The following is a 24,979-nucleotide window of genomic DNA, read 5'->3' as shown; positions in this document are numbered from 1 at the left end:
ATGGATTACCCGGCAATGGCCGTGAGCTTGGCCAACTGGTCGAGATCGGTCTGCATGCCGGAGGTCTCGCGTATCCGTCCGAGGATCTCGCGCTTCAACGCGGTGAATTCGGGCGACAGCTTCATGTCCTGGTTGCGCTGTGCTGGCAGCGGCACCTCGTAGATGGAATCGATTCGCCCTGGCCGTGGCGCCATCAGCACCACGCGGCTGCCGAGGTAGAGGGCTTCCTCCACATCGTGGGTGACGAACAGGATCGTGGTGTTCTCGAGCTTATGCACGTGCCGGATCAGGTCGTGCATCACCTCACGCGTCTGGGCGTCCAGCGCGCCGAAGGGTTCGTCCATCAGCAGGGTGGCCGGCTTGGGCATCAACGCGCGGGCGATCGCCACGCGCTGCTGCATACCGCCGGACAGCTGGCTTGGAAAGGCATCGGCAAAATTCGTCAGGCCCATCAGGCTGAGCAGCGCGTCGGCGCGCCCACTGGCGGTTTCAACGTCGCCGTCGCCGCGCACGGTGTCCGAAATTACTTTGAGTTGACGACAGAACTTGATGTTTTTCATGACCGTAAGCCATGGGTAGAGGCTGTAGTGCTGAAACACCATGGCGCGGTCGACGCCGGGGCCATCCACGGGGTTGCCATCGAGCAGGATTTCGCCGCGACTCAGGGTTTCCAGGCCGGCAATGATGCGCAGCAGGGTGGACTTGCCGCAGCCCGAGGCGCCGACGAAGGTGATGAATTCGTTGGGGCGCACATCCAGGCTGACCGATTGCAGCGCCTCGACCTCGCGCGTGTCGCTGATAAACGCTTTGCCTACCTGCTGAATACGGATCTTGGCGTCGGTCATGCTTGTGTCCTCCACGGGAAGGCGCGGCGGGAAAGCCAGCGGAAGGCCTGGTCGGTGAGCAAGCCGATCAGCCCGATCAGCAGGATGCCGGCGAAGATCTTGTCGGTGTGCATGTAGCGCTGAGCCTTGAGAATGGCGTAGCCGAGGCCCGAATTGGCGGCGACCAGCTCGGCAACGACGAGATAGGTCCAGGCCCAGCCGCAGGTGATGCGCAGGGTGTCGAGGATCGCCGGGCGCGCGGACGGCAGGATTACCAGCTTGACGATCTCGCTGCGGTTGGCGCCCATGGTCTGGGCGGCCTCGATCTGGGTCATCGGCACGCGGCGAACGTCTTCGGCGATCATCAAGACCATCTGGAAGAAGGTGCCGATAAAGATGATCAGCACCTTCGAACCCTCGTCGATGCCGACCCAGAGCATCACCAGCGGAATGAAGGCCACCGCCGGCATGTAGCGGATGAAGTCGGTCAGGGGTTCGAGAAAAGCCTGCACCGGGCGGTAGGTGCCGATGTACAGCCCCAGCGGCAGCGCCAGTAAAGCCGAGGCGCCGAACCCGGCCATCACCCGCCAGACACTGATGCCGATATCCGCCAGCAAGCCTTCGCTGGTCCACCAGCGGCCCAGACGCTCGAGCACGGCGCCCGGGCTGGGCATGAACATCGGGTCGGCCAGCCCTAGCGCGGTATAGGCCCACCAGAGAATGAACGGTGAAACCAGGCCCGCTGCGGCCAGTGTCCAAGCAGTGGTTTTCGGCAGATCGCCACGAATGCGCCACCAGCGGGCGCGGCGCGTCTTGGCAACGGGCGCGGGTTCTGTGCTGAGCGGTTGCGCTGCGACTGCCGAGCGCGGCTCCAGGTTGGTGTTCGCGCCGAGGGACAAATGCGCCGTCATGCGACTACCTCCTGAACGAGAGCTGAAATCGGATTGGCCACGCTGACCCAGCCGAGGGTCGGCGGGAATTGGCCAATGTGGGCCAGGTCCCCTTCGGGAATACCGGCGGGTTGGCTGAAATTCCAGTAGCTTGGCAGCAGGTTGTCGCCGACACGCCCGGGCAAGGTCGAGTGGCTGATCATCCAGGGCGTTGCGCCGTTGCGTTGGCGGCCAAAGGACATTTCACAGGCGAGCAGTTCGAGGCGTTTTGCCGGATTGGCGCGGGCGAGTTGGTCGCGCAATCGACCGCCTTCAGCGTCCAACGCCGCGTGCCTGTCGGCAGCGAACATGAAGTAATCCCCGGCAACCAGCAGGCAAGCCTGGCGCTCAGGTTCATCGGCTGACCGCAGCCACAGTCCCCAGTTGGTGCCGCTGGATTCGGGCACACGCTGCCAGACTTCGTGATAGCGGCCGTCCAGGCCATCTTCGAGCAACCGATCGGGCCCCTCGAAGCGCATGCGACCGATGTCTGGTGAGCCGCTGGGCGGCTGGTAGTCGATCAGCCGATGCCATTGGCAAATGTCGCCTTCCACCCTGGTCAAGCCGGCAAAGCCGGCCTGTTCGCACAGGGCCAGCTGTTGTGCATGCGTGCACGTGGCAAGCGAGGCAGCGGTGGTTGGGGGATGGGGGATGCGTACGTCGGCGTGCAAATGGGCCGTCTGCAGCCAGTACACATCGCTGGTTTCGTCGCGGCATCCGTCGCTGGTGGTCAACAGGCGACGGCGCCATACGCCCAGATAGGTCTCGGGAACGCTGTTCATGCGTGGTACTCCGGGAATCGTTTGAGGGTTCGCCAGAAGGCCATGTCGTGGTTTGGCCACAACTCAGCCCCGCTGTCGGCGGCCAATCCCTTGAGCGTGCGGATGCTGTCCAGCGCCATGTCTTCGCGGTCCTGCCAGCAGAGACCGGGCGCTATTTCATCGGTGAGGTTTTCTTCCAGATCCGCCGCGTCTCCCGTCAGGATGACGGGCTTGCCGTGCGGCAGTTCGATCAGCAGAGACATGTGCCCAGCGGTGTGGCCGGGCGTGTTGATTGCCTGCACGCCGGGCACCAGTTGGTATTCCTCGCGCTGCAGACTCCAGCGGTTCTGGTCAACGAAGGGGCCAGTGAAATCGTCGGCGAAGTAGGCATCGTCGGCCTCGGCGAGCGCAGCCGCCAGCTCGGCCTCGTGCACATGCACGTCGCAGCCGCACAGCTCACGAAGCCCGCCGGCGTGGTCGAAATGCAAGTGACTGAGAAACACCAGGTCGATGTTGGCCGGGGTCAGGCCGTGCCGGGCCAGGTGGGCCGGCAGACGCTGGTCGTCATGCATGTCCGGTGGCCCCATCGGGAACTCCAGCGGATCGAACCAGCGCGCTTTGAGTGCCGGGTCGTTGATCTTGGCGTAGTCGCAGCCAACATCGAAGAGGATGCGGCCCTGCCGGGTCTCGATCAGGAACGCCAGGATTGGCGCCTCGATCAGGGTGCCGTGGCCACGGTTGCGGGTGGAAATCGATTTGTCGTAGCGATGGGTGGCGGTCAGCAGCGGCCAGAGCTTGAGCACGTCGGTCATGCGGGCATCTCCAGCAAGGCGAATAGCGCATCGCTGGTGATGACTTCGCCGAACAGTCCGCCCTCGACGCCAATCATCGACAACGCTGCGGCGTGCAGTGCGGGATAGGCGGAGCCGCAAGCGTCAGCGACCGTGAGGCAGGAGTAGCCGAGATCCACCGCCTGGCGCAGCGTTGAGGAAACGCAGACCTCGGTGGTTACACCAGTCAGGATCAATTGACCGATCCCGCGGTTTTGCAGCAGCATTTGCAGGTCGGTATGAGCGAAGGCGCTATAGCCGGGCTTGTCGATCACCGGCTCGCCCGGTTCGGCCGTGAGTTCCTCGATCAGCGCGTTGCCAGGTTCGCCTCGCACCAGAAGACGGCCCAACGGACCGGGGCTGCCGATTGGCGCGCCGCTGGCCTCGGCACGCCGGCGCTTGGTGTCGGGGAGGTCGCTGAGGTCGGCGCGATGGCCTTCGCGGGTGTGCACGACCAACAGCCCGCAGCGTCGCGCCGCCACCAGCAGCTGGCGGATAGGTTCGATGGGCGCGCGCAGGCGCTCGATGTCCAGCCCGGCCTGATCGGCATAGCCGCCCGGCGCGCAGAAGTCGCGCTGCATGTCGATCACCAGCAGCGCGGTATGCGCCAGTGCGAGATTCACTGCAGGTTCCCCAGGTCGAACTCATGGCTGACCGCCGCAGCGATACCGCTGACGATGTCGTCGGCCATGCGCTGTCCCTTGTCCGCTGTCGATCCCTTGGCCGAAGACAGCACGCCCGAAGGCGGTACCCATTCGGTTCGGGCGGGGTACATGTCGTAGGGCGGAAAGTCCGCAGGACCATCGTCCGGAATACGGTTGAGCGCAACCAGGCTTGGGTGGTAATGCAGCATCAACGAGGTTTCGATGACGGCCGCGTGCTCCAGCGCGAAGCCTGGAAAGCCATTGGGGAATACATCGGCCAGCGTATCTTCCCTGCAGAAGTCCCAGTGTTCCAGGCGCATGACCTCGAGACCGGCATCCGGTCCCAGTTCGCGTAGCGCCAACTGGATGCCTTCGGTGACGAACCACTGGTTCTCGTAATGCCCGACCACCAACACCAGCCGCCTGACGCCGTGCCGGTGAAATTCACGCACCGCGTCGCGGACCAGCGCGCTCAGCGTGGCGCCATCCAGGCTGGTGGTGCCGCAAAAGTGCTGACCGCCGCCACACTTGGGCTGTGATTTGTAGCCGTAGGACAGGGCGGGTGCGACCAGCCCGCCGACGCGTTGCGCCACATCGGCGCAGATGGCGCTGGCGAGCAGCGCGTCGGTGCCCAGCGGCAGATGCGGCCCGTGCTGTTCGGTGGCACCGCAGGGCAGCAAGAGCACAGCGCCATCACGCACGCGGCGTTCGTATTCGACCCAACTGAGTTGATCCATGTGAACGCTGTTCATAGCGAAGGACTCCGGATGACGGGCAGCGCCGGGCGCTCCGGCCAGCTGGCGATCAGTGCGGCAAGCATTACCAGCGCCGCACCAAGCCATTCATTGGGGCTGATGGTTTGTTCACCGAGCCAGGCGGAGGAGAGCACCGCGGCGACGAGTTCGAATACCACCAGTACAGCGGCGCGCCCAGCCTCGATATGGCTGACGCCGTACTGCACCGCGGCCATGCTCAACAGCCAGCCGAGGGCCATCAACCCGATCTGCCAGCTCAGCGTAAGGCTCAGCGGCGGCGGGTAATCGCCCAGCAATGGGCAGAGCACGGCGGCAATCAGAGCGCTACCGACGAAAGGCGCCAAGGTCTTGCTGGCCAGCGGCACCCCATCGGCGGCTCGGGTGGCGAGATTGTTCAGGCTGAATCCGAGCCCGGCGACAAGCGCCAGCCAGTCACTGCCACTCAGCGGTTTGATCAGCGCGATGCTGATGTCCAGCGTCAGAGCGATGCCGATCATTGCCAGTGCCAGCGCGCCGATTCGGATCAGGGTCAGGCGTTCGCCCAACAGCAGCCAACCGCCGAGCACGCCCCAAACCGGCGCGAGGTAAAACAGCAGCATCACCCGTACCACATCGCCAATGGCCAACGCCGTTACCAGAGCCGCGGTCGCGCCACCTCCGAAGATGGCTATAGCCAGCAGCCCTTTGCGCTGCGGCAGCCAGGCATGACGCTCGCGCCACAACACAGGAATGGCGACGACTGTAAGCAACCCGTAGACCAGCAGCACCAGTGGCATGCCGACCAGCCCGACGCTGGCGAAGTGGTGCAGTGGCAGCCAGCCGAGGCCCCAGGCAATCGCACCGGTGACCAGCAGCATCTGCGGTAGCAGCGTGCTCACGCGCCCATCCAGGAGCCACCGTTAGGGCCGAGTATTTGTCCGGTGAAGTAGCTGGATTGAGGTGACAGCAAAAAAACGATGGCCGACGCAACTTCATCAGGCGTGCCGAGTCGGGCCATGGGAATGTCCAGTTCCTTGGCCATCCATTTTGCGCTCATGTTTTCTGCTGAGACCATCGCCGTGGCGATGGGGCCTGGCGCGACGGCATTTATCCGTATGCCGCTGGCGGCGAATTCGCGCGCCAGCGAGCGGGTCAGGCCGATCACGCCGGCCTTGGTGGTGCAATAGGCGGCGTAGTCACTGCGGCCGAGAAAGCCGAGGTCTGAAGCTACATTGACGATGGCGCCGCAACCACGCGGTTGCATATGGCGCAGTGCGTGCTGGCAGCAGCGGTAGACGCCATGCAGGTCAACGCCGAGCACCTGCGCCCAGTCCTGTTCAGTGGTGTCGAGAAAAGGTTTTTCTAGGATCACCCCGGCATTGTTGACCAGCAGGTCCAGCGTCCCGTCCGCAAAGATCTCTTCGAACATTCCCGCAACGGCGGCTGCCGAACCAACATCAGCCTCAACATGGCGAGCATTTCCGCCCCGTGATTCGATCTCTCCACACAATTGTTCCGCCGCTTCGAGCTGGCCGAGGTGGTTGATCCAGACGCTCGCGCCCACCTGCGCCAGGCCCAACACGGTGGCCCGGCCAATCCCGGTCGCCGCGCCGGTGACCAGCGCAACTTTGCCTTCCAGTGGCTGGCGATTCATCAATGCATCACCTCGCCATGGCTGACCGACAGCGCCTGCCCGGTGAGCGCCGCGGCCAGCGGCGAGCCGAGAAACAAGAAGGTGCCGGACAGGTCCGCCGGGGTCAGCAACTCCGGAATCGCCTGGGCCGCCAGCACCGCGACCAGCTCTTCGGCTTCGCTGCGGCCGTTTTCTGCCGCCATGATGCGCAGCGAACGCATCGCGGCATCGGTGCCGATCCAGCCTGGGCAGACGGCATTGACGCGGATGCGCCGCGGTCCCAATTCCCAGGCCAGTGAACGGGTCAGGCCGATCACCGCATGCTTGCTGGCCGCGTAGGCGGAGAAGCCCGGTACGCCTTTCAGCCCCCAGATCGAGGCCTGGTTGATCACACTGGCACCGGCACGCAGGCGGGGCAGCAGCGCACGGGTCAGTCGCTGCATGGACGACACATTGTTGTCGAGCAAATGCGTCCAGCAGGCGTCTGCCTTGGCGCCAGGGTCGGTAATGGGCGTCTGGTATTCGATACCGGCATTGTTGACCAGCACTTCGACCGAGCGGTTACGGCAGGCCAGATCGTCAGCGAAGTGCTGCACGGCGTGCCAGTCTCCGAGTTCCAGTGTGGTGGCGTGCAGCGGCCCCTCCGGTTGCAGGCTTTCGGCCAGTTCGGCCAGTGCATCGGGGTCGCGATCGACCAGCTCCAGCGTGGCGCCGGCCTCGGCGTAGGTCTTTGCCAACTGCCGGCCTATACCGCCAGCCGCACCGGTGAGGACGACGCAACGTCCGCGATAATCGAGCGCTTTATGCATTTCACACCGCCGTGAGGAAAGACACGCCAACTGCACCGTAGAAGCCGTCGGCCTTCTGCGGACCTTCACCGACTGCGCCATAGTCGTCATCCAGCACCCGACGCAGGCGATAGCGGTGGAAGCTGCCGAGCAGATCGCGCATCGGAATGACCTGGTTGTAGGCGCTGCCATACAGCTCGGCATGCAGCGCGGGCAGGCGATACCAGGGCGCGACCGGTTTCTCGTGATGGGCGTTGTGGTAGGGGAAGTTGAGCAGCAGCAGATTCAGCGATGGCCAGCGGGCGGACACCACATTGCTGAAGGTATTGAGTTGCTCGTAGGCGCGGTCGCGTTGCTTGTTTTCCGGCACCTGGCCGTCCTCGAGCACGGCGAAGGCGTCGTAGGTGTGCTGGTAGGCGTCGGCGAAGCGCAGCACCGTGACCATCAGCATCCAGGCCACGGCATACAGCACCAGAGCTTTCAGCGAGAACCAGCCAAGCAGCCCGAACAGCAGCACGCGGACAAGCATGATCCGGGCGACCTTGCCGCGGCGCGCACGGTGCTTTTCGTTGCGGGTGACGAAGGGCAGCACGATCACGTAGCCGTGCATGATCAATTCGACTGCCGGCACGTAGGCCCACTCCAGCGCGATGACCAGCTTCTGGAACCACACCGGCCGCCCCTTGAGAAAGGCCTTGCTGTCGAAGGTGATCACGTCGGCACGGTCGACGTGGTGACGCATGTGTTTCTTGCGCAGGTCCTGGAAGTCGGCGTAGCAACTGCCGGCCAGCCAGCTGCAGGCATTGCCGGCCCACTGGTTGTGCCTGGGCACGCTGAAAATGGTGCCGTGAGCGAACTCATGAATCAGGTAGGCGGCAATGATCATTGCATGACCAAGCAGTAGCGTACCCAATGCATTCAACCAGCCATTGGCCGGGAACAGCATCATCAGCCCTGCGATGTAGCCGAACAGGGCATAGCTCATGGCCAGGGTGTTTGGCATTCGACCATCGGCATAACGGAAAAGCGGCTTGCGGGGTTTCATACGGGTCTCCTGCCGGGGCGAGCGCGGCTCGCCCCGGCGCGCGTTACTTGGCGAGCGCTTCGATGAACTGCGCATCGTAGGTGTCGCTGAAATCCGGGACGGAGGGAATCTGGCCGTTAGCCACCAGCAGCTTGGCGATGATCGCGCCGCTGCCATGGAAGGAATGGGTGTCGTCGCTGGGCGCGAAGCTCTCGCTCATTTCCGCGAGCGGGATGTTGTAGGCACCGGACATCTGCTCGGTGGCTTCTTCGGCGCTGACGCCCAGCACCTCGCCGATGATGTCTGCCGACTCCTCGGGGTGCGCCTGCATGTAGGCGAGCCCGTCGAGGTAGCCCTGGATCATTGCCTTGATGGCGTCAGGCTTGTTGGCGATCACCGCTTCGTCGAACACCAGCACGTCGGTGATCAGGCCGGGCGCATCCTTGGAGGAATACACGACCTTGAACTGGTCGCCGCTGCCCATGGAGAGGATCTGCGACACGTTGGGCTCGTAGGTCACGCCGACCGGCAGATTGCCAGAGGCCATGGCGCCGGGAATGCCTTCGGGCGTCATGTTGACCGGCTGGATATCCTTCTCGGTCATACCGTTCTGTTGCAGCGCGTAGGCGAGCAGGAAGTCGGACGGCGAGAGTGGGTTGTAGCCAACTTTCTTGCCTTTGAAGTCGGCCACAGCGTTGATCGACGCATCCGCGACGATGGCGTCACCACCGTTGGAGAAATCGATGGGCATCACTACGCGGTGCTTGAGGCCCTTGGCGACCGAGGCAACGACCTGGTCATAGGTCAGCATGCCGCCATCGAGTGCGCGGCTGAGCATGGCGGTGGGAATCAGGGCCGGGTCGTTGAAGAACTGCAACTCCACGTCCAGGCCGTGAGGTTTGAACAGGTCTTTCTTGTCGGCCACGTAGAACGGTCCGTAACCGGCCCAGACCACGGTGCCGATCTTCAGTTTTTCCGCCGCCTGGCCCACCAGCGGCGCGAACAGGGTCGCGACGGCCAGGGTGGCGCCGAGCAGGGTCTTGTGCAGCGAAGGAAACAGCGGACCTGTCATGGTGAAACTCCTACACAGTGGAAGAACCGGCACGGGATGATATCGCGTCCTCCCGGGCTTTTATCCCGCCGTGTAGTCCCAATCCGTGGGACCGGAGAACTCTTGGACCAGCGCTCATCTGCATGAGCCGGAACCCTAGTTCGCCTGTTGTGTAGCTCCTGTGTGCCGAGCGATGCGAGCGCTGTCGCGACTCATCCCGTTCTGTTCTAGCTTGAGCAGGTTACGTGCCAGTTCGCCTTTCAACCACATATGGCTTTTGTATCAATCGGTTGGAGACATTAACTAGAAATCTTCTGAGCCTGGGCTGACCTGCGACCTGCGCTCAAATGGTGAGGCGTGCGCCGCGATGGTGCTGTCGGTTGGCGTTCGACCAAACCATCCAGGCGGGTCGGACAAGTTTCGATCTACGGCTGCGGTGGTGTTTTCCGGGGCGGCATCTTCGACCATGCGCCCTTGGCCGGACGCGGTAAGCGGCTGACGAGGTGAAGCTCTGGCAGGGCCGTCCCACTCGATCCGCTGTGCCCGATCCTGGACTGCATCCGGGTCAAAGTGCGCGATGCCGGTGCGGACCGAGATACCTGGTTATCGGAGTCAATCGCTTTCTTGCACAAGATCTCCCGGCCGACATTGTCCTGCCCGTGCGTATGGAAGCTGTGCTTGCTGAGATCGACACCAGCCAGTGCGACACTGCTGCTGATGATGATGGACTCCACATAAGACACCCTGTGAAAGCGTAGCCCTCGCAGGGTGGGGGGTGACCATCTCGTTAACCCGCCAAAAGGCGGGTTTTTACAGCGTAGCGTTGGGTCAGCCTTGTCTGCGGCGAAACAACGGAAGAGGTTCGTCTGCGGCGGCCTGGTAAGCGACTGAGAAATCATTCAGACCTTCCAGCGCATCATAAGGGTCGCGATCAGCGCGCACGGCGAAGGCATCGAAGCCGCAACGGCGCAGGTAGAACAGCTGATCACGCAGCACGTCGCCGATTGCGCGGATCTCGCCTTTGTAACCGTAGCGCTCGCGCAGCAGTCGCGCAGTCGAGTAATGACGGCCATCGGTGAAGGCGGGGAAGTTCAGTGCGATGACCTGAAAATGTTCCAGGTCATCGGCAATCTCCTCCACGGCCTCGTCGGAGTCCAACCAGATGCCGAGACCGCCATCACGAACCTTGAGGGCGTGAGCATGATCGAGCCATAGCTGGAAGGGTACGATCAGATCGTCGCAATTGGACAGGCCATCAAGGGTCACGACCTTGGGCAGCAGGTGCCAGGTTTCGTCGATAACCTGGCCATCCTTAATGATTCGCTGCATAAACGCGCTCCTTGAAGGGGTCGATACCGATTCGGCGGTAGGTGTCGAGAAACTGTTCATCTTCGGTACGTTGCTCCACATAGACGCCGATGATCTTTTCGATCACATCGGGCATGACCTCCTGGGCAAAGGACGGGCCGAGGATCTGACCCAGGCTCGCGTTACGACCGGAGCTGCCGCCGAGTGAAACCTGATAGAACTCGGCGCCTTTTTTGTCCACGCCCAGAATGCCGATGTGACCTACATGGTGGTGTCCGCAGGCGTTCATGCAACCGGAGATGTTCAGGTCGATATCGCCGATGTCGAACAGGTAATCCATGTCATCGAAGCGGCGTTGAATGGCTTCGGCGATCGGAATCGATTTCGCATTCGCCAGGGAGCAAAAGTCGCCACCCGGGCAGCAGATGATGTCGGTCAGCAAGCCGATGTTTGGCGTGGCGACACCCAGTTCGCGTAACTCATGCCACAGCTCGAACAGACGTGATTGCTCGACATCGGCCAGGATCATGTTCTGCTCATGGGAGTTGCGTACTTCGCCAAAGCTGTATCTGTCCGCCAGGTCGGCAATGGTATCGAGCTGCTTGTCTGTCACGTCACCTGGCGCTACGCCGGTGCTTTTCAGCGACAACGTGATCGCTGCGTAACCGGGTTTCTTGTGAGCGATAACGTTGCGCTCACGCCAGCGAGCGAAGCCTGGGTGCTCGGCATCAAGCTGAGCGAGCACCGCGCTCTGGTCTTCCAGAGATTTGTACGCCGGGTCGACGAAGAATCTGCTGACCCGCTCGACCTCGGCTTCGGTCAAGGTATTCGCGCCGTCTTTCAGATACGACCACTCAGCCTCTACGCGCTCGGCAAACACTTCCGGAGTGAGGGCCTTGACCAGAATCTTGATGCGCGCCTTGAACTTGTTGTCACGACGGCCATAGCGGTTATACACGCGCAGAATCGCATCGAGATAGGTCAACAGGTGCTGCCATGGCAGGAACTCATTGATAAAGCTACCCACGATCGGCGTACGGCCAAGACCGCCACCCACGGATACGCGGAAGCCCAGCTCGCCAGCCTCGTTGTTCACCGCTTCGAGCCCGATGTCATGGACTTCGATGGCCGCACGATCACTCGCAGCGCCGTTCACCGCAATCTTGAACTTGCGTGGCAGGAATGCGAACTCTGGATGGAAGGTCGACCACTGACGAATGATCTCGCACCAGGGGCGGGGGTCGACTAGTTCGTCTTTGGCCACGCCGGCGAACTGGTCGGTGGTGGTATTGCGGATGCAGTTGCCACTGGTCTGGATGGCGTGCATCTGCACGGTTGCCAGTTCGGCGAGAATGTCAGGGACATCCTCCAGCTCGGGCCAGTTGAGCTGCACGTTGGTACGGGTACTGATGTGGGCATAGCCCTTATCGTACTGCCGGGTGATGTCGGCCAGCTTGCGGACCTGAGTAGACGACAACAGCCCATAAGGCACAGCAATGCGCAGCATCGGCGCATAGCGCTGGATATACAGACCGTTCTGCAGGCGCAGCGGGCGGAATTCTTCATCAGCGAGTTCGCCAGCCAGGAAGCGGCGAGTCTGGTCACGGAACTGCCGAACCCGATCCTCGATGATGTGTTGATCATACTCGTCGTAAACGTACATAAATGTCCTGTTTTCAGGCTGTCTACAGCATTCGCGCGCACGGCCGCGCACCCATTTAGGGATGGCGGCACGATACCAGTTAGCGTTTATGCGCAAAAGTGATGTTTGGGAATATGTTTAGAACCAAACGCCGCGTTTAAAACATTTCAAACACGGGCCTTGAGCGCCCTGCATGCATGGTCTTAACTGCAAGCACTGCATTCCACCACAACAAGGAATACCGCTGTGTCAGAGCACTTTAAACGCCATGATAACGACAGCCGCGTAGATGCCGTCGCAATCTTCTTTCTGATCCTGCTCGCGGTGGCGACAGCAGTGTTCTGGGTTAGCCACCAATAACCTGGCGGCCACTAGGTAACCGGGTCAAACGCCGGCCAGATAGAGCACCAGCTTGACGACCCCCAGAATCACCAGGACGAACGCTACGGTGAAGCCGATACCGAGCAGAATGAAATGGCGGGGTTTACCGTGGCTGAAGTCCCGTGCTCGATTCTTCCCGCTCTGCACGCCCAAAGCGCCGGCCAGCATGCTTTGAAGCATCTGTCGTAGCGTGAGCGATTTGGGTTGCCTATCGTCGTCCATAAGTGTCTCCGTGAGGCTGACTGCCTTGAAGTCTAGTCAGCAATCCTGCTTCTGGAGAGGTCAATCCAATGGCCAGCGACATCAACGGGTCGTCAGCCTTGTCGTTGCTTGATCTTGCTTGATCTTGCTTGATCTTGACTGGCGGTCTGGTCGGTTCGTCTCTGCCGACGACGATCCGCTCGGGCCGCTGCGAATATCGTCGATGTCGTGCTGGTATTCGCCTGTGGGCTGATCGCGGCGCTGGTCGCACAGACGGACCTGCTCCAGCAGTTGAATGCTGCGAAACAGCCGGTTGCCGTCGAACGCGGGGCGGGAGCTTCCAAAGCGACCTGACAGCCTTGACGGTGACTGTGGGCAAGGGCTCGAGAGCGTTGACCAAGTTTACCATGATCCGGCCACCGGCAAGCTGATCCTGATCGGCGATTGATGCAGATTGCAGACTTTTCATCTGCAGGTCTGCTGTCGGTCATCCCTTGAACCAGTCCCACAGCCCCAGTGAATAGTTCGGCAGCAGATTGATTCCGAGTGCCGACTTGACCAGATAGAGCGCGACCAGGCCGACCAGTAGCGAGAAGAACAGAAACGCGGTGATCGCTCCGGCTTTGGCCGCCAGCGAAAGGCTCCGTTGAGCTCGGCTCGGGCTGCGCTTGTTTCGCCCGCCAACCAGCACGAAATAGTACTGGTTGCTCCACAGGCTGAAGGTACCGCGCAGATCGAGCTTGTGCCTGGCCCACGAGCGGTTGGCGAAGGCATTGCGTAACGCATCCAGCTGCTGCGGCGTGAACGTCTCGCGCAGCTCTGCAGGAAGCCGTTGCTTGAGTCCGACCACGAACGGGTCCTGGTCGAGCATGACGGTATCCTGGTTGCTGGCGTAGCGTTCAGGTGCTTCATCGGGTTTTGATTCTGGAGCGAGCATGGCGTCAGGTTCCCGTCGGGAAGCGAGAGGGACGAAGGCTTATGCAACTACCTGGCCGAAACGCGCTGTTGCGCTGATAGTTGCTGCAACTGCTCGACCAGCTGGTCGAAATCGGGGCGGTGGCTGGGGTTCTCCTGCATGCATTGACGCTGCAGGGCGGCAAGACGCGCAAGGCGCTCGTCCTGACCGTATGCATCGCAGCGTGCCAGCAATTCCTCGAGCAAACAGCCGAAGGCACGCGCTTCAATACGCCGTAGCGCCTGACCCGCAGGGGTCTGCGGATCGAAGAACGAGGCTGCGCCAAAATCGCTGAGCAGCGTTTGGCCGCGCGAATCGACCAGCAGGTTATGCGCGTAGAGGTCGCCGTGCAGGATGCCGCGCGTGTGGAGGTGGCTGGTTGCTGAAGCTGCACCCGTCGCGATCCGCAGCAGCTGTTCAGCGGAGAACCGCTGCCCGGGCGCGTAACAGTCGCGGGTGCAGCTGGCCAATGATGGCGGCTCGGCGAGCACCCGGTAAGAAGGGTCGATGAGTGCCATCAGCAAGCCCGGTAGCGCATCGGTGTGCTCGGCCAGTGGTCCGGTAATGCCGATCAGGTTGGGATGTTCGCCAGCGGCGATACAGGCCGCCATCTCGCTGTGTGGCAGCCCATCGCTGGTCAGGCTGCCTTTGAACAGTTTGGCTGCCATGGCACGGCTCGGCTGGCCGGGCGCTTGCCAGTCAGCACGATGAACGACACCGGAGGCGCCCTGGCCGAGCACGTCGCCGAACATGATCTGCCTGCGGTCCACCGGTGGCAGCGGATGCTGCGCCAGGGTCTGCGATTCCAGCGCATCGCTGAACGGGTTGCCGGCGAACGCCAGCCAGCTGAGGCGCGGCATCGACAACAGCCACTGCGGCAATGCTGGCAGGCGGTTGGCGGCGATACGTAGCAATTCCAACTGGCGGCAGCGAGCAAGCGATTCGGGCAATGCGGCTAGTCGGTTGCCGGCGAGCATCAGCTTCTGCAGGCGGTCGCAGCGACCAATATCGTCAGGCACCGCTTCGAGCTGGTTGTCGGTCAGGATCAGCCAGCGCAGCCTGGGCGGCAGCGCTTCGGCGGGCACGTGGCGGATGCGATTGGCTTTGAACCCGACCATCTCCAGCCTGGCGCAGTGGCCGATCGGGGCGGGCAGCTCGGTGAACGGGTTGTCCGAGCAGAACAGGATGCGCAGCTTGTGCAGGCGGGACAGGTCATCAGGCAAGCGGCTGAGCTGGTTCCCTGAAAGGTTGAGAATTTCCAGGCTATCAGCCAGGTCGAATATGGCTCGAGGGAAAGTGTCGAGCTGTTCTGACAGGTCCAGGCGGGTTGTTCCGGCGAGGTCGCCGCGTTCAAGTTGTGCCAACGTGTGCATGCGTGCTCTCGCATCCGGTCGGAGCCGGGGATTGGGTCAATGCGCTAGGACACTGCACGCTGTAACCCGTTCAATTGGCGTCTAGCACGGGGCGATTCCGCCGGGCGCCGGCGTCGTTCTTGTACCAGATGCCTCCATCGGTGCCCAGCAAGTCGATGGCGTCGAGCACGTTGCCCAGCTTGTGAGCAGGCTCGCCCATGCCCGCCATCAGGGCGAGGCTGGCGTATCCCCATGGGGGCCGCGTTCAGGCATCGCGTGACGGGCTGCGGCGCGCATTGGGTCCAAAGAACTGCGACGGCAGCCGAACCTTGGGCCGCAGTGCGGCTAGTGCTAATTGTGTGAGCCCGGTTCAAACCATCCAGCGGGCCGGACGCTCATGGTAATCTTCGCGTTTGCCAACATGCGGCCCGGAGCGGTACATGAAGTTCATTCACCAGCGCGAACACCTCAATGAAGACGATTTCGTGGTCATTGAATGCTCGCAGCCTTGCAACATCCGCCTGATGAACGACAAGAATTTTCGTAGTTTCAAGAATGGCGGGCGTCACGTCTATCACGGCGGTGCGTTCGACAAATTCCCGGCACGGATCAAGGTGCCCAACACCGGCTTCTGGAACATCACCATCGATACGGTGACGCGCAGGGCCATCAGCGTCACGCGCAAGCCGGCCTTGACCCACTCGATCAAGATCGTTCGCAACTCGCCCTCCGAGCTCCGCTGAAAGCCTCCCTTTCAGTAATCTGGAGCGCTCCGTTGTGGCTCGATTGATGGCCATCCGTCGATCGGGCGCGTGCCGGTGCTCCGAAACCTTGCTTGTTTCGGTGCGTCGAAGAATCTGCACGTGAAGATTCTTTTCCTGGGGCTATGTATGTCAGCGAGGCAACGCAGCGACCATGTGGATCACGTGCTCGCGCAATGGCGCGCCCGCAGATGGATCGCCCATGGCGATATTCGCCCGCCTGTACCGCCTTTCCAAATACCTCAATCGCAGCGTGGCCTCGGTGTTCCGCCGACATGGATTGCACGATGGCGAGTTCGACCTGCTCGCAACCCTCTACCGCAGCGGCCAGCCGCAGGGGCTTACGCCCAACGCGTTGCGGCACGCTGCGGTACTCAGCTCAGGGGCGATGACCAATCGGCTGGACCGCCTGGAAGCTGCCGGATTTATTCAGCGAGTGCCGAATCCGGACGATCGCCGCAGCCTGTTGATTCGTCTGAGCGATGAAGGGCAGAAGGTACTGCTCGGGTGCCTTGATAACTATCTCGCCACCCTGCACGAGCTGCAGGCGCCGCTGGATGCCCAGCAAAAACAGGCATTGGCGGCCGGGTTGCGCACACTGCTGTTCGCGCTGGAGGAGGGGGCAATGACTGACACCAGGCGGAGAGTCACGCTCGCGCATCTTGGCATGGTGCTCTGGGCGCTTTTCGTCGGGTTGTCCTTTCCGGCAGTGGGGTTCATGACCGAAGGTCTGCCGCCTCTGTTACTGACGGCGATTCGCTTCATGATTGCCGCCTTGGCGCTGTTCCCGCTGTTATGGCGACAGCCCGAGCGATGGCCGAGTCTGCACGGGCTGCTGCTCTACGCGTTGATGGGGCTGAGCCTGGCTGGGTTCTTCGGCACCATGTTCTGGGCGGCTCATCGAATCAGTGCGTTGTCGATGGCGACGTTATTTGTCAGCGTGCCGCTGCTTGCCTATTGCATCGGGCGCGGGCTCGGCGTGGAGCAACCAGCCGGACGATTGCTGGCGATCCTTGCGTTGGGTGCCGTTGGCGCACTGGGCCTGGCCTGGGCCGAGAATGGCGGTCAGTTTTCAGGATTGCGGCTGGGTTTCGGCGAGCTGGCGTTTTTCTTCGGCTGCGTGGCGTCCGCACTGTATCCAGCGCTGAGCAAATGGGGATTGCACCGCGGCTGGCTGGCGCCGCAGGCCGTGCTGCGGACATTTTGGAGCCTGCTGATGGGCGCATTGCTGATCGGCGCCTTGGGCTTGATCTGGGAGCGGCCCAGCGCGCTCGCGTACATGACGACCGAAGACGTCGCGCTGGTGGCATACCTTGGGGTCTTTTCCAGTGGCATGACGTTCTTTCTGCAGCAGCGCGCGACCGCTGTCCTGACGCCGGGTGTGGTAACCGCCTATAGCTATCTGGTGCCCTTCGTATCGATGCTGCTGCTGTTTGTAGAGCAGCCGCAACGAATGGGTTGGCAGTGGCTGCCGGGCAGCTTGTTGGTCATTCTCGCTATCGGGCTACTGCTCAGGCACGGTACGACATCTGTTTGACGAGTATTGGTTTCGGCCCGTTCCTGGGACTATCCCCGAGGCAGTAGACCGGTCGCGGCTCAGTCGTCGTCAGCGCTTGCGCCCACCGCGCCAAGACAGCGAAGGCGGCTCTGCGGTGTGCTCCCAACGGCACCAATACTGCTCATCCTCGCAGTACACTGCTTCCATCACGCTGTTATAGCTGAACGACCATTGGCGCCGCTCACGGCCGTCGATCGACTCGATTTGAACAACGAGTTCATCACTGGCGAAGGATTCACCTGTTTCTGCGGCCGCGTCGGCGCGGTCCAGTAGCGCATCGTCAAGGGTGAATTGCCAGGCGTGCAGCCCGTCGACTTCGAGCATGTCGGCGGTTTCCAGTTCATCGAGCAGATAACGGGGTGCGGTAGACATTTGCACGCTTCGCGTATGGGTTTGTTGATTTCGGTTGCGCCGCATAGAGATGCGGCGACCAGCATTGGTCTAGTTGTCGTAGCCGAGGTTCGGCATCAGCCAGCGTTCGGTGACGGCGAGGTCTTGACCTTTGCGAGCGCTGTAGCGCTCGGCCTGGTCCTTGTCGATTTTGCCTACCGCGAAATATTGCGCCTGAGGATGCGCGAAATACCAACCACTGACTGCAGCTGTCGGGAACATGGCGTAGTGCTCGGTCAGGGTGACCTGGCTGATGCCGTCGGCATCGAGTAGCTGGAACAGCGTGCCTTTCTCCGTATGGTCGGGGCAGGCGGGGTAGCCTGGCGCTGGGCGGATACCTTTGTACTGTTCTTTGATCAGCTCTTCGTTGCTCAGCTGTTCTTCCGGGTCGTAGCCCCACCAATGCTTACGGACCTGCTGATGCAGCCACTCGGCACAGGCCTCGGCGAGGCGGTCGGCCAAGGCCTTGACCATGATCGAGTTGTAGTCGTCGCCGGCGTCCTGATAAGCCTTGGCTACTTCCTCGGCACCGATGCCGGCCGTAGTGATGAAACCGCCCACGTAATCGGTCACGCCGCTGCTTTTCGGTGCGACGAAGTCGGCCAGCGAGAAGTTCGGCTTGCCGTCGGTCTTCACCGTTTGTTGCCGCAGGTGGTGCAGCGTCGCCAAGGCTTCGCCGTCGTCGCCATAAACCTGGATATCGTCTTCGTCGACCTGGTTGGCCGGCCAGAAGCCGAATACGGCGCGGGCCTTGATCAGCTTTTCGTCGACCAGCTTGGTGAGCATCGCCTGGGCATCGTTGAACAGCGACCTAGCGGCTTCGCCAACGACGTCGTCTTCAAGAATGCGCGGATATTTGCCGGCCAGATCCCATGAGATGAAGAAGGGCGTCCAGTCGATGTAGTCCACCAGCGTGCGCAGATCGATGTCCTCCAATACCTTGCGGCCGGTGAAGGTTGGTTTGACTGGTGAGTAGTCGCTCCAATCGAACTTGGGTTTGACGGCGACAGCTTCGGCGTATGTCAGGCGCTCGGTACGGGCGCTGCGGTTGGCGGTGCGCTCGCGGATCATTGCGTACTCTTCGCGGGTCTTCTGCGCAAAGACCGGCTTCAGCTCCTTCGACAGCAATGTTGTCGCGACCCCGACCGCGCGCGAGGCATCGGTGACGTAGACCACTGCATCGTTCTTGTAATGCGGATCGATCTTCACTGCCGTATGCGCCTTGGAGGTGGTCGCGCCGCCAATCATCAGCGGCAGATGGAAATCCTGGCGCTGCATTTCCCGCGCAACGTGCACCATCTCGTCGAGCGACGGGGTGATCAGGCCGGACAGGCCGATGATGTCGCACTTTTCGGCGATGGCGGTCTGCAGGATTTTCTCTGCCGGCACCATCACGCCCATGTCGACCACGTCATAGCCGTTGCAACCGAGCACCACGCCGACGATGTTCTTGCCGATGTCGTGGACGTCGCCCTTGACGGTCGCCATGAGAATCTTGCCCTTGGCTTCCGGCTTGTCGCCTTTTTCCGCTTCGATGAAGGGGATCAGGTGCGCAACCGCCTGTTTCATCACACGGGCGGACTTGACCACCTGCGGCAGGAACATCTTGCCCGAGCCGAAAAGATCACCGACCACGTTCATACCGCTCATCAGGGGGCCTTCGATGACCTCAATGGGCCGTGCGCACTGCTGGCGAAACTCCTCGGTGTCCTGAACGATGTGCGTGGTGATGCCCTTGACCAGCGCGTGCTCCAGGCGCTTCTGGACGGTATAGCTGCGCCATTCTTCGGTTTCCGCTTCCTTGACGCTGCCGTCGCCCTTGAACTCGTCGGCGATGGCCAGCAGCGCCTCGGTGCCGTTAGGGGTGCGGTTGAGCACTACGTCCTCGACCGCGTCGCGCAGCTTCTTCGGGATCTCGTCGTAGATTTCCAACTGGCCGGCGTTGACGATGCCCATCGTCAGGCCGTTCTGGATGGCGTAGTAGAGGAAGACCGAGTGGATCGCCTCGCGCACCGGGTTGTTGCCGCGGAACGAGAACGACACGTTGGACACGCCGCCCGAGGTCAGCGCATAGGGGAGGTTGTCGCGGATATACGCGCAGGCTTCGATGAAGTCTACGGCGTAGTTGTTGTGCTCCTCGATACCGGTGGCGACGGCGAAGATGTTCGGGTCGAAGATGATGTCTTCCGGCGGGAAGCCCACTTCCTCGACCAGGATGTCGTAGGAGCGCTTGCAGATTTCGCGCTTGCGCGCCGCGGTATCGGCCTGGCCGGCTTCGTCGAAGGCCATCACCACCACGGCGGCGCCGTAGCGCTTGCACAGACGCGCATGGTGCTTGAAGGCCTCGACGCCTTCCTTCATGGAGATCGAGTTGACGATGCCCTTGCCCTGGATGCACTTGAGACCGGCTTCGATCACCTCCCATTTGGAGGAGTCGATCATGATCGGCACGCGGGAGATGTCCGGTTCGCCGGCGATCAGATTGAGGAAGGTCACCATGGCCTTCTTCGAATCCAGCATGCCCTCATCCATGTTGATGTCGATGACCTGGGCGCCGGCTTCCACCTGTTGCAGGGCGACTTCCAGGGCCTCGGTGTAGTTGTCTTCACGGATCAGGCGGGCAAAACGGGCGGAACCGGTGATGTTGGTCCGTTCGCCGACGTTGACGAACAGCGAGCTGCGATCGATGGTGAAAGGCTCGAGGCCCGACAGGCGACAGGCCTTGGGAATGTCAGGAATGACGCGTGGCGGATACTTGGCAACCGCATTAGCAATCGCCTCGATGTGTGCGGGCGTGGTGCCGCAGCAGCCGCCGACGATGTTGAGGAAGCCACTGGCGGCGAATTCCTCGACGACCGATGCCATTTCCGCCGGGCTTTCATCGTACTCACCAAAAGCGTTGGGCAAGCCGGCGTTAGGGTGGGCCGAGACATGGGTTTCGGCCTTGTTCGACAGCTCTTCCAGATACGGGCGCAGCTCTTTTGCGCCCAGCGCGCAGTTCAGCCCGACCGAGATCGGCTTGGCGTGGCGGACGGAGTTCCAGAAGGCCTCGGTCGTTTGCCCGGACAGGGTGCGGCCCGAGGCGTCGGTAATGGTGCCGGAAATCATGATCGGCAGCTCGAAACCGATCTCTTCGAAGACCTGCTGTACGGCGAAGATCGCCGCCTTGGCGTTGAGCGTATCGAAGATGGTCTCGATCAGGATCAGGTCCGAGCCGCCTTCGATCAGGCCGCGGGTGGCTTCGGTGTAGTTTTCCACCAGCTCGTCGAAGGTGACGTTGCGATAGCCCGGGTTGTTCACGTCGGGCGACAGCGAGCAGGTCCGGCTGGTCGGGCCGAGCACGCCGGCAACGAAGCGCGGGCGGTCCGGGGTGTCGGCGGTCTTGGCATCAGCGGTCTGGCGGGCGAGGCGGGCGCCTTCGACGTTGAGCTCATAGACCAACGCTTCCATGCCGTAGTCGGCCTGAGAAACGCGGGTGGCGTTGAAGGTGTTGGTCTCGACGATGTCGGCGCCGGCATCGAAGTAGGCTTTTTCAATGGCGCTAATGGCGTCCGGCCGGGTGAGGATCAAGAGGTCGTTGTTGCCTTTGAGGTCTTGCGGCCAGTCGGCGAAGCGCTCGCCGCGATAGTCCGACTCTTCCAGTTTGTAGCTCTGGATCATCGTGCCCATGCCGCCGTCGAGAATCAGGATGCGCTCCTTGAGGGCCTGCTGGAGTGCCTGGAGACGGGCGTTACGGTCGAGCATGAGGGCTACCTGAAGCTGGTTACGAGAACCGCGAATAATAGCAAAGCTGCACGCTTTTTGATCATCCGGCGATTTACATGAGCAATGCTCATGTTGCTGCGGCGTCGTGCATAACTGGCACGACCCTGTATCGACGAGACTGATCAGGTTGCGCAGTGGGTGTCGCGTCCCTGTTCGGATACGCGTACGGCGACAACCTGCTTTAGATACGTTGAGGGGTCCGTCCCGGTGGACTGAGCAACTACCTTTTTAACAGGCAATCTTTTTAACAGACAATTCCTACTAAAATGCTAGGACTTTATCCGGCGCAGTGGTTGGCGTACACTACTCAGCACGTATGAGAGGAGTTCCCATGAGCGCCATTACCATTACCGAAGCTGCACATGATTACCTGGCCGACCTGCTTGAAAAGCAGAACACCACCGGGATTGGCATCCGGGTCTTCATCACTCAACCCGGCACGCCCTATGCTGAGACCTGCATTGCCTACTGCAAGCCGGGAGAGGAAAAGCCGGACGACATCGCGATTTCCCTGAAGAGCTTCACCGCGTGGATCGACGGTATCAGCGAGCCCTTCCTGGAAGACGCGCTGGTTGACTACGCCACCGACCGCATGGGCGGCCAGCTGACGATCAAGGCACCCAATGCCAAGGTGCCGATGGTCAACGAAGACAGCCCGCTTAATGAGCGCATCAATTATTACCTGCAGACCGAAATCAATCCCGGTCTTGCCAGCCATGGCGGGCAGGTGACATTGATCGATGTCGTGGATGAGGGCGTGGCGGTGCTCCAGTTCGGGGGTGGGTGCCAAGGCTGTGGTCAGGTTGATGTAACGCTAAAGGAAGGTGTCGAAAAGACCTTGGTGGAGAGGATCCCGGAGCTAAAGGGCGTTCGTGACGTGACCGACCACACCAATCGGGACAATGCTTATTATTGAGTGATAACAGCCTGAACGGTGGGCGTATCGGTCACTTAGTTGGCAAAATGCCACTATCTCCCACCATGGCGCTCGTCAGCTGAGATAAGCTGTCCAGGTTCCAGAGGCCTGGCCAACCGAGCGAGCGCTGCATGTCTGCCGTTACCGTATTGATTTGCGATGATTCAAGCCTGGCGCGCAAGCAATTGCTGCGCGCGCTGCCGGCTGCGTGGCCGCTGGACATTCTCCAGGCTGCCAGCGGTCGCGAGGCGCTGGAACGAATTCATGAAGGTGGCGTGGACGTCTTGCTGCTTGATCTGACCATGCCGGACATGGACGGCTACCAGCTTCTGGCTGCTCTTCGCCAAGAGCAATTGGGCTGCAAGGTCATCGTGATATCGGCGGACATCCAGGAAGAGGCGGTGCGCCGGGTGCTCGAGCTGGGGGCTCTGGCATTCATCCGCAAGCCTGCCGATCCCCTGCATTTGCAACAGACCCTGGCGGGCCTCGGGGTGGTGGGTAGCGAACTTCCAGCGCTCGGTGAGCGGAACGCGGGGCAGGTCTCGTTCCGCGAGGCCTTCAGCGAGGTGGTCAACGTTGCGATGGGGCGCGCGGCGGCGTTGCTGGCCAAGGTGTTGGGGGTGTTCGTACAGCTGCCGATTCCCAATGTGAATATCCTCGAAGTCGGCGAATTGCACATGGCGCTGGCCGATGCGGCTCAGGGCGACAAATTGTCAGCGGTGTGCCAGGGCTATATCGGCGGGGGCATCGCCGGCGAGGCGCTGTTGATCTTCCATGATTCGGAGATTGCCGATATGGCGCGTCTGCTGCGCGCCGACGATTATCTCGAACTCGAGATGCTGCTCGATCTTTCCAGTCTGCTGATCAGTGCGTGCCTCAGTGGCATTGCAGACCAAATCGATGTGGTGTTTTCTCAAGGGCACCCGCAGGTGCTGGGCCAGCATGCTTCGATCGACGAGCTCATTCGCGTCAACCGGCAACGTTGGAAAAACACCCTGGCGGTGGAGATCAGCTACAGCCTGGAAGGTCATGATATTCATTTCGACCTGCTCTTGCTGTTCACCGAAGACTCGGTTGAACTGCTGGCGCGCAAACTCGCCCTGATGATGAACTGACCATGTCCGACTCGAATGATCTGAGTGAACTTCACTGGTTGCTGGCTATCGTTCAGAGCATCGATGTCGGTGTCGTGGTGCTTGATCGCGAGTACCGCATCGATGTGTGGAATACCTTCATGGAGAACCGCTCCGGACGGTTGCCAGAGGAGGCGCGCAAGAAGAGTTTTTTCGAGCTGTTCCCGGAAGTTGACGAGCAGTGGTTCCGGCGCAAGGTGGAAAACGTGGCGACACTCGGGACGCCATCGTTCACCATCTGGGAACAGCGGCCCTACCTGCTGCGATTCAAGAACTACCAGCCGATCACCGGGCTGGAAGACTTCATGTACCAGAACACCACGTTGATGCCGTTGAAGGCGCTCAATGGCAGCATCGAGCAGATCTGCCTGATCATCTACGACGTCACCGACGTGGCGACCAACCGCCGCCAGTTGCAAGCGGCGAATCAGGAACTGCAGCGCCTCTCCAGCACTGACCGCCTGACCGGCCTGTTCAACCGGGGCCATTGGGAGGAGATGTTGCGCCAAGACTACGCCCGGCATCGGCGCTACGAGCGCAATGCGGCGTTGGTGATGTTCGATATCGACCACTTCAAGAAGATCAATGACAGCTACGGCCATCAGGCCGGGGATGCGGTCATCCAGCAGACTGCCGAACTGGTTCGACGGTGCACTCGCGATGCAGACATTGCCGGACGCTACGGCGGCGAGGAGTTCGTGGTGCTGCTGCCGGACACCGATAGCAGGGGGGCTTTGACTTTTGCCGAGCGGCTACGGCAATCCATCGAAGCGCATGAAGTTGTTCACGAAGGGCGTAGCATTCGTTTCACCGTCAGTCTCGGGATCGCGGATCTCAGCGAGCCCACCCGTGGCTATGCACAACTGATCGAACGCGCGGATAATGCCCTGTATTCTTCGAAAGCCTCAGGGCGCAATCAGGTCACCCTGTACCGCTAGGATGCTGCGGTGGGTGCGGTGCGGCTGCTCAGGAATTTCAGCAAGGTGACTTCCTCGCTGCTCATCCACTTGCGCTTTCTGGCCTTGCCCAGCTGCGCCAGTTCGCCAGCAGCGAAGGCTTCAAGCACGTCGGGATGAATGTAGCACTGGCGACACACGGCGGGAGTATTGCCGAGCTGGTGAGACACCCGCTTGACCACTTCGACCAGATTGCGCCGCGCCACCGTCTGTGGTCGCCATTCACGTTTGCGCAGACAGTCCAACGCCAGGACACTGCCTGCCCAGGTTCGATAATCCTTGGCCGTGAAGTTGCCTCCGCTCATCTCGTGAATGAACACGTTGACGTCGCTCGAATTCACTGGGTGCCGCATCCCGTTTTCGTCCTGGTATTGAAACAGGTGCTGGCCGGGCAACTCCATGCAGCGGCGCACGATGCGCGCCAGTCGCCGGTTCCTTAGCCC

General features: G+C 61.5%; 22 protein-coding genes, 4 pseudogenes and 1 riboswitch. Of the genes and pseudogenes, 6 read left to right on the top strand and 20 right to left on the bottom strand.

Annotated features, from left to right (window positions below; all coding sequences use genetic code 11):
* Nucleotides 1-5 precede the first annotated feature (5 nt).
* The 17 genes and pseudogenes from NA637_RS10620 to NA637_RS10540 form a co-directional block, all read right to left on the bottom strand.
* A complete protein-coding gene (locus NA637_RS10620) occupies nt 6-845 on the bottom strand; it encodes an ABC transporter ATP-binding protein (RefSeq protein WP_256072228.1) in 840 nt (279 codons plus the stop codon).
* Complete coding sequence (locus NA637_RS10615) at nt 842-1,735, bottom strand: ABC transporter permease (protein ID WP_256072227.1); 894 nt, start codon at nt 1,733-1,735, stop codon at nt 842-844. The genes NA637_RS10620 and NA637_RS10615 overlap by 4 nt, the downstream gene beginning before the upstream one ends.
* The gene (locus NA637_RS10610) at nt 1,732-2,535 is read right to left on the bottom strand and encodes a hypothetical protein (RefSeq protein ID WP_256072226.1); all 804 of its coding nucleotides are present in this window, start codon (nt 2,533-2,535) and stop codon (nt 1,732-1,734) included. Before NA637_RS10610 ends, NA637_RS10615 begins: the two co-directional genes overlap by 4 nt.
* On the bottom strand, nt 2,532-3,326 hold the full coding sequence (locus tag NA637_RS10605; protein ID WP_256072225.1) for an N-acyl homoserine lactonase family protein: 795 nt from the start codon (nt 3,324-3,326) through the stop codon (nt 2,532-2,534). Before NA637_RS10605 ends, NA637_RS10610 begins: the two co-directional genes overlap by 4 nt.
* A complete protein-coding gene (locus NA637_RS10600) occupies nt 3,323-3,967 on the bottom strand; it encodes a cysteine hydrolase family protein (RefSeq protein WP_256072224.1) in 645 nt (214 codons plus the stop codon). Before NA637_RS10600 ends, NA637_RS10605 begins: the two co-directional genes overlap by 4 nt.
* Entirely contained in the window at nt 3,964-4,740 is a 777-nt protein-coding gene (locus NA637_RS10595; protein WP_256072223.1) for a creatininase, read from the bottom strand. Before NA637_RS10595 ends, NA637_RS10600 begins: the two co-directional genes overlap by 4 nt.
* The gene (locus NA637_RS10590) at nt 4,737-5,621 is read right to left on the bottom strand and encodes a DMT family transporter (protein WP_256072222.1); all 885 of its coding nucleotides are present in this window, start codon (nt 5,619-5,621) and stop codon (nt 4,737-4,739) included. The genes NA637_RS10595 and NA637_RS10590 overlap by 4 nt, the downstream gene beginning before the upstream one ends.
* Entirely contained in the window at nt 5,618-6,376 is a 759-nt protein-coding gene (locus tag NA637_RS10585; RefSeq protein ID WP_256072221.1) for an SDR family NAD(P)-dependent oxidoreductase, read from the bottom strand. The genes NA637_RS10590 and NA637_RS10585 overlap by 4 nt, the downstream gene beginning before the upstream one ends.
* On the bottom strand, nt 6,376-7,164 hold the full coding sequence (locus NA637_RS10580; RefSeq protein WP_127839375.1) for an SDR family NAD(P)-dependent oxidoreductase: 789 nt from the start codon (nt 7,162-7,164) through the stop codon (nt 6,376-6,378). The genes NA637_RS10585 and NA637_RS10580 overlap by 1 nt, the downstream gene beginning before the upstream one ends.
* A gap of 1 nt (nt 7,165) precedes the next feature.
* Entirely contained in the window at nt 7,166-8,188 is a 1,023-nt protein-coding gene (locus NA637_RS10575) for a fatty acid desaturase family protein (RefSeq protein WP_256072218.1), read from the bottom strand.
* A 43-nt stretch (nt 8,189-8,231) separates the two neighbouring features.
* Nucleotides 8,232-9,239, bottom strand: coding sequence for an ABC transporter substrate-binding protein (locus tag NA637_RS10570; RefSeq protein WP_256072217.1), 1,008 nt, complete (start codon nt 9,237-9,239; stop codon nt 8,232-8,234).
* Nucleotides 9,240-9,286: 47 nt separating this feature from the next.
* A riboswitch (guanidine-I (ykkC/yxkD leader) is annotated at nt 9,287-9,389 on the bottom strand.
* A gap of 657 nt (nt 9,390-10,046) precedes the next feature.
* Nucleotides 10,047-10,547 carry a DUF934 domain-containing protein gene (locus NA637_RS10565; RefSeq protein ID WP_256072216.1) on the bottom strand — a complete coding sequence of 167 codons (501 nt, stop codon included), beginning with the start codon at nt 10,545-10,547 and terminating at the stop codon, nt 10,047-10,049.
* A complete protein-coding gene (locus NA637_RS10560) occupies nt 10,531-12,189 on the bottom strand; it encodes a nitrite/sulfite reductase (RefSeq protein WP_256072215.1) in 1,659 nt (552 codons plus the stop codon). The genes NA637_RS10565 and NA637_RS10560 overlap by 17 nt, the downstream gene beginning before the upstream one ends.
* 363 nt (nt 12,190-12,552) lie before the next feature.
* Entirely contained in the window at nt 12,553-12,771 is a 219-nt protein-coding gene (locus NA637_RS10555) for a DUF2970 domain-containing protein (RefSeq protein WP_256072214.1), read from the bottom strand.
* 466 nt (nt 12,772-13,237) lie between these two features.
* Nucleotides 13,238-13,687 carry a 3-phosphoshikimate 1-carboxyvinyltransferase gene (locus NA637_RS10550; RefSeq protein WP_423836720.1) on the bottom strand — a complete coding sequence of 150 codons (450 nt, stop codon included), beginning with the start codon at nt 13,685-13,687 and terminating at the stop codon, nt 13,238-13,240.
* Between the two features lie 47 nt (nt 13,688-13,734).
* Nucleotides 13,735-15,078, bottom strand: coding sequence for a leucine-rich repeat-containing protein kinase family protein (locus NA637_RS10545; protein WP_256072213.1), 1,344 nt, complete (start codon nt 15,076-15,078; stop codon nt 13,735-13,737).
* A gap of 115 nt (nt 15,079-15,193) precedes the next feature.
* Nucleotides 15,194-15,280, bottom strand: a pseudogene (locus tag NA637_RS10540) (hypothetical protein); the annotation flags it as partial.
* Between the two features lie 217 nt (nt 15,281-15,497).
* Between NA637_RS10540 and NA637_RS10535 the strand changes: the two are divergent.
* From NA637_RS10535 to NA637_RS10530, 3 genes and pseudogenes are all read left to right on the top strand, one after another.
* Nucleotides 15,498-15,800 (top strand): DUF1883 domain-containing protein, encoded by a 303-nt coding sequence (locus NA637_RS10535; RefSeq protein WP_256072212.1) that lies wholly within the window; start codon nt 15,498-15,500, stop codon nt 15,798-15,800.
* Nucleotides 15,801-15,972: 172 nt separating this feature from the next.
* Nucleotides 15,973-16,221 (top strand): annotated as a pseudogene (locus NA637_RS25505) (hypothetical protein); the annotation flags it as partial.
* Nucleotides 16,222-16,443: 222 nt separating this feature from the next.
* Nucleotides 16,444-17,355: a DMT family transporter gene (locus NA637_RS10530; protein ID WP_336605499.1), complete on the top strand. Its 912-nt coding sequence runs from the start codon at nt 16,444-16,446 to the stop codon at nt 17,353-17,355.
* Between the two features lie 59 nt (nt 17,356-17,414).
* On the opposite strand, the pseudogene NA637_RS10525 reads toward NA637_RS10530, so the two are convergent.
* Together NA637_RS10525 and metH are read right to left on the bottom strand one after the other, a co-directional pair.
* Nucleotides 17,415-17,748, bottom strand: a pseudogene (locus NA637_RS10525) (DUF5629 family protein).
* Nucleotides 17,749-17,817: 69 nt separating this feature from the next.
* On the bottom strand, nt 17,818-21,510 hold the full coding sequence (gene metH, locus NA637_RS10520) for a methionine synthase (protein WP_256072209.1): 3,693 nt from the start codon (nt 21,508-21,510) through the stop codon (nt 17,818-17,820).
* Nucleotides 21,511-21,862: 352 nt separating this feature from the next.
* Here metH and nfuA point away from each other — a divergent pair, with 352 nt between their 5' ends.
* From nfuA to NA637_RS10505, 3 genes are all read left to right on the top strand, one after another.
* Nucleotides 21,863-22,447, top strand: coding sequence for a Fe-S biogenesis protein NfuA (gene nfuA, locus NA637_RS10515; RefSeq protein WP_256072208.1), 585 nt, complete (start codon nt 21,863-21,865; stop codon nt 22,445-22,447).
* A gap of 131 nt (nt 22,448-22,578) precedes the next feature.
* Complete coding sequence (locus NA637_RS10510) at nt 22,579-23,562, top strand: response regulator (RefSeq protein ID WP_256072206.1); 984 nt, start codon at nt 22,579-22,581, stop codon at nt 23,560-23,562.
* A gap of 2 nt (nt 23,563-23,564) precedes the next feature.
* Complete coding sequence (locus NA637_RS10505; protein WP_256072205.1) at nt 23,565-24,518, top strand: sensor domain-containing diguanylate cyclase; 954 nt, start codon at nt 23,565-23,567, stop codon at nt 24,516-24,518.
* On the opposite strand, the pseudogene NA637_RS10500 reads toward NA637_RS10505, so the two are convergent.
* A pseudogene (locus NA637_RS10500) lies at nt 24,515-24,979 on the bottom strand (DNA topoisomerase IB); the annotation flags it as partial. The gene NA637_RS10505 and the pseudogene NA637_RS10500 sit on opposite strands and share 4 nt — an antisense overlap.

This window comes from Stutzerimonas stutzeri, from assembly GCF_024448935.1.
Taxonomy (GTDB): Bacteria; Pseudomonadota; Gammaproteobacteria; order Pseudomonadales; family Pseudomonadaceae; genus Stutzerimonas; species Stutzerimonas stutzeri_AO.
This window is presented reverse-complemented; position numbering and strand designations above follow the sequence as displayed.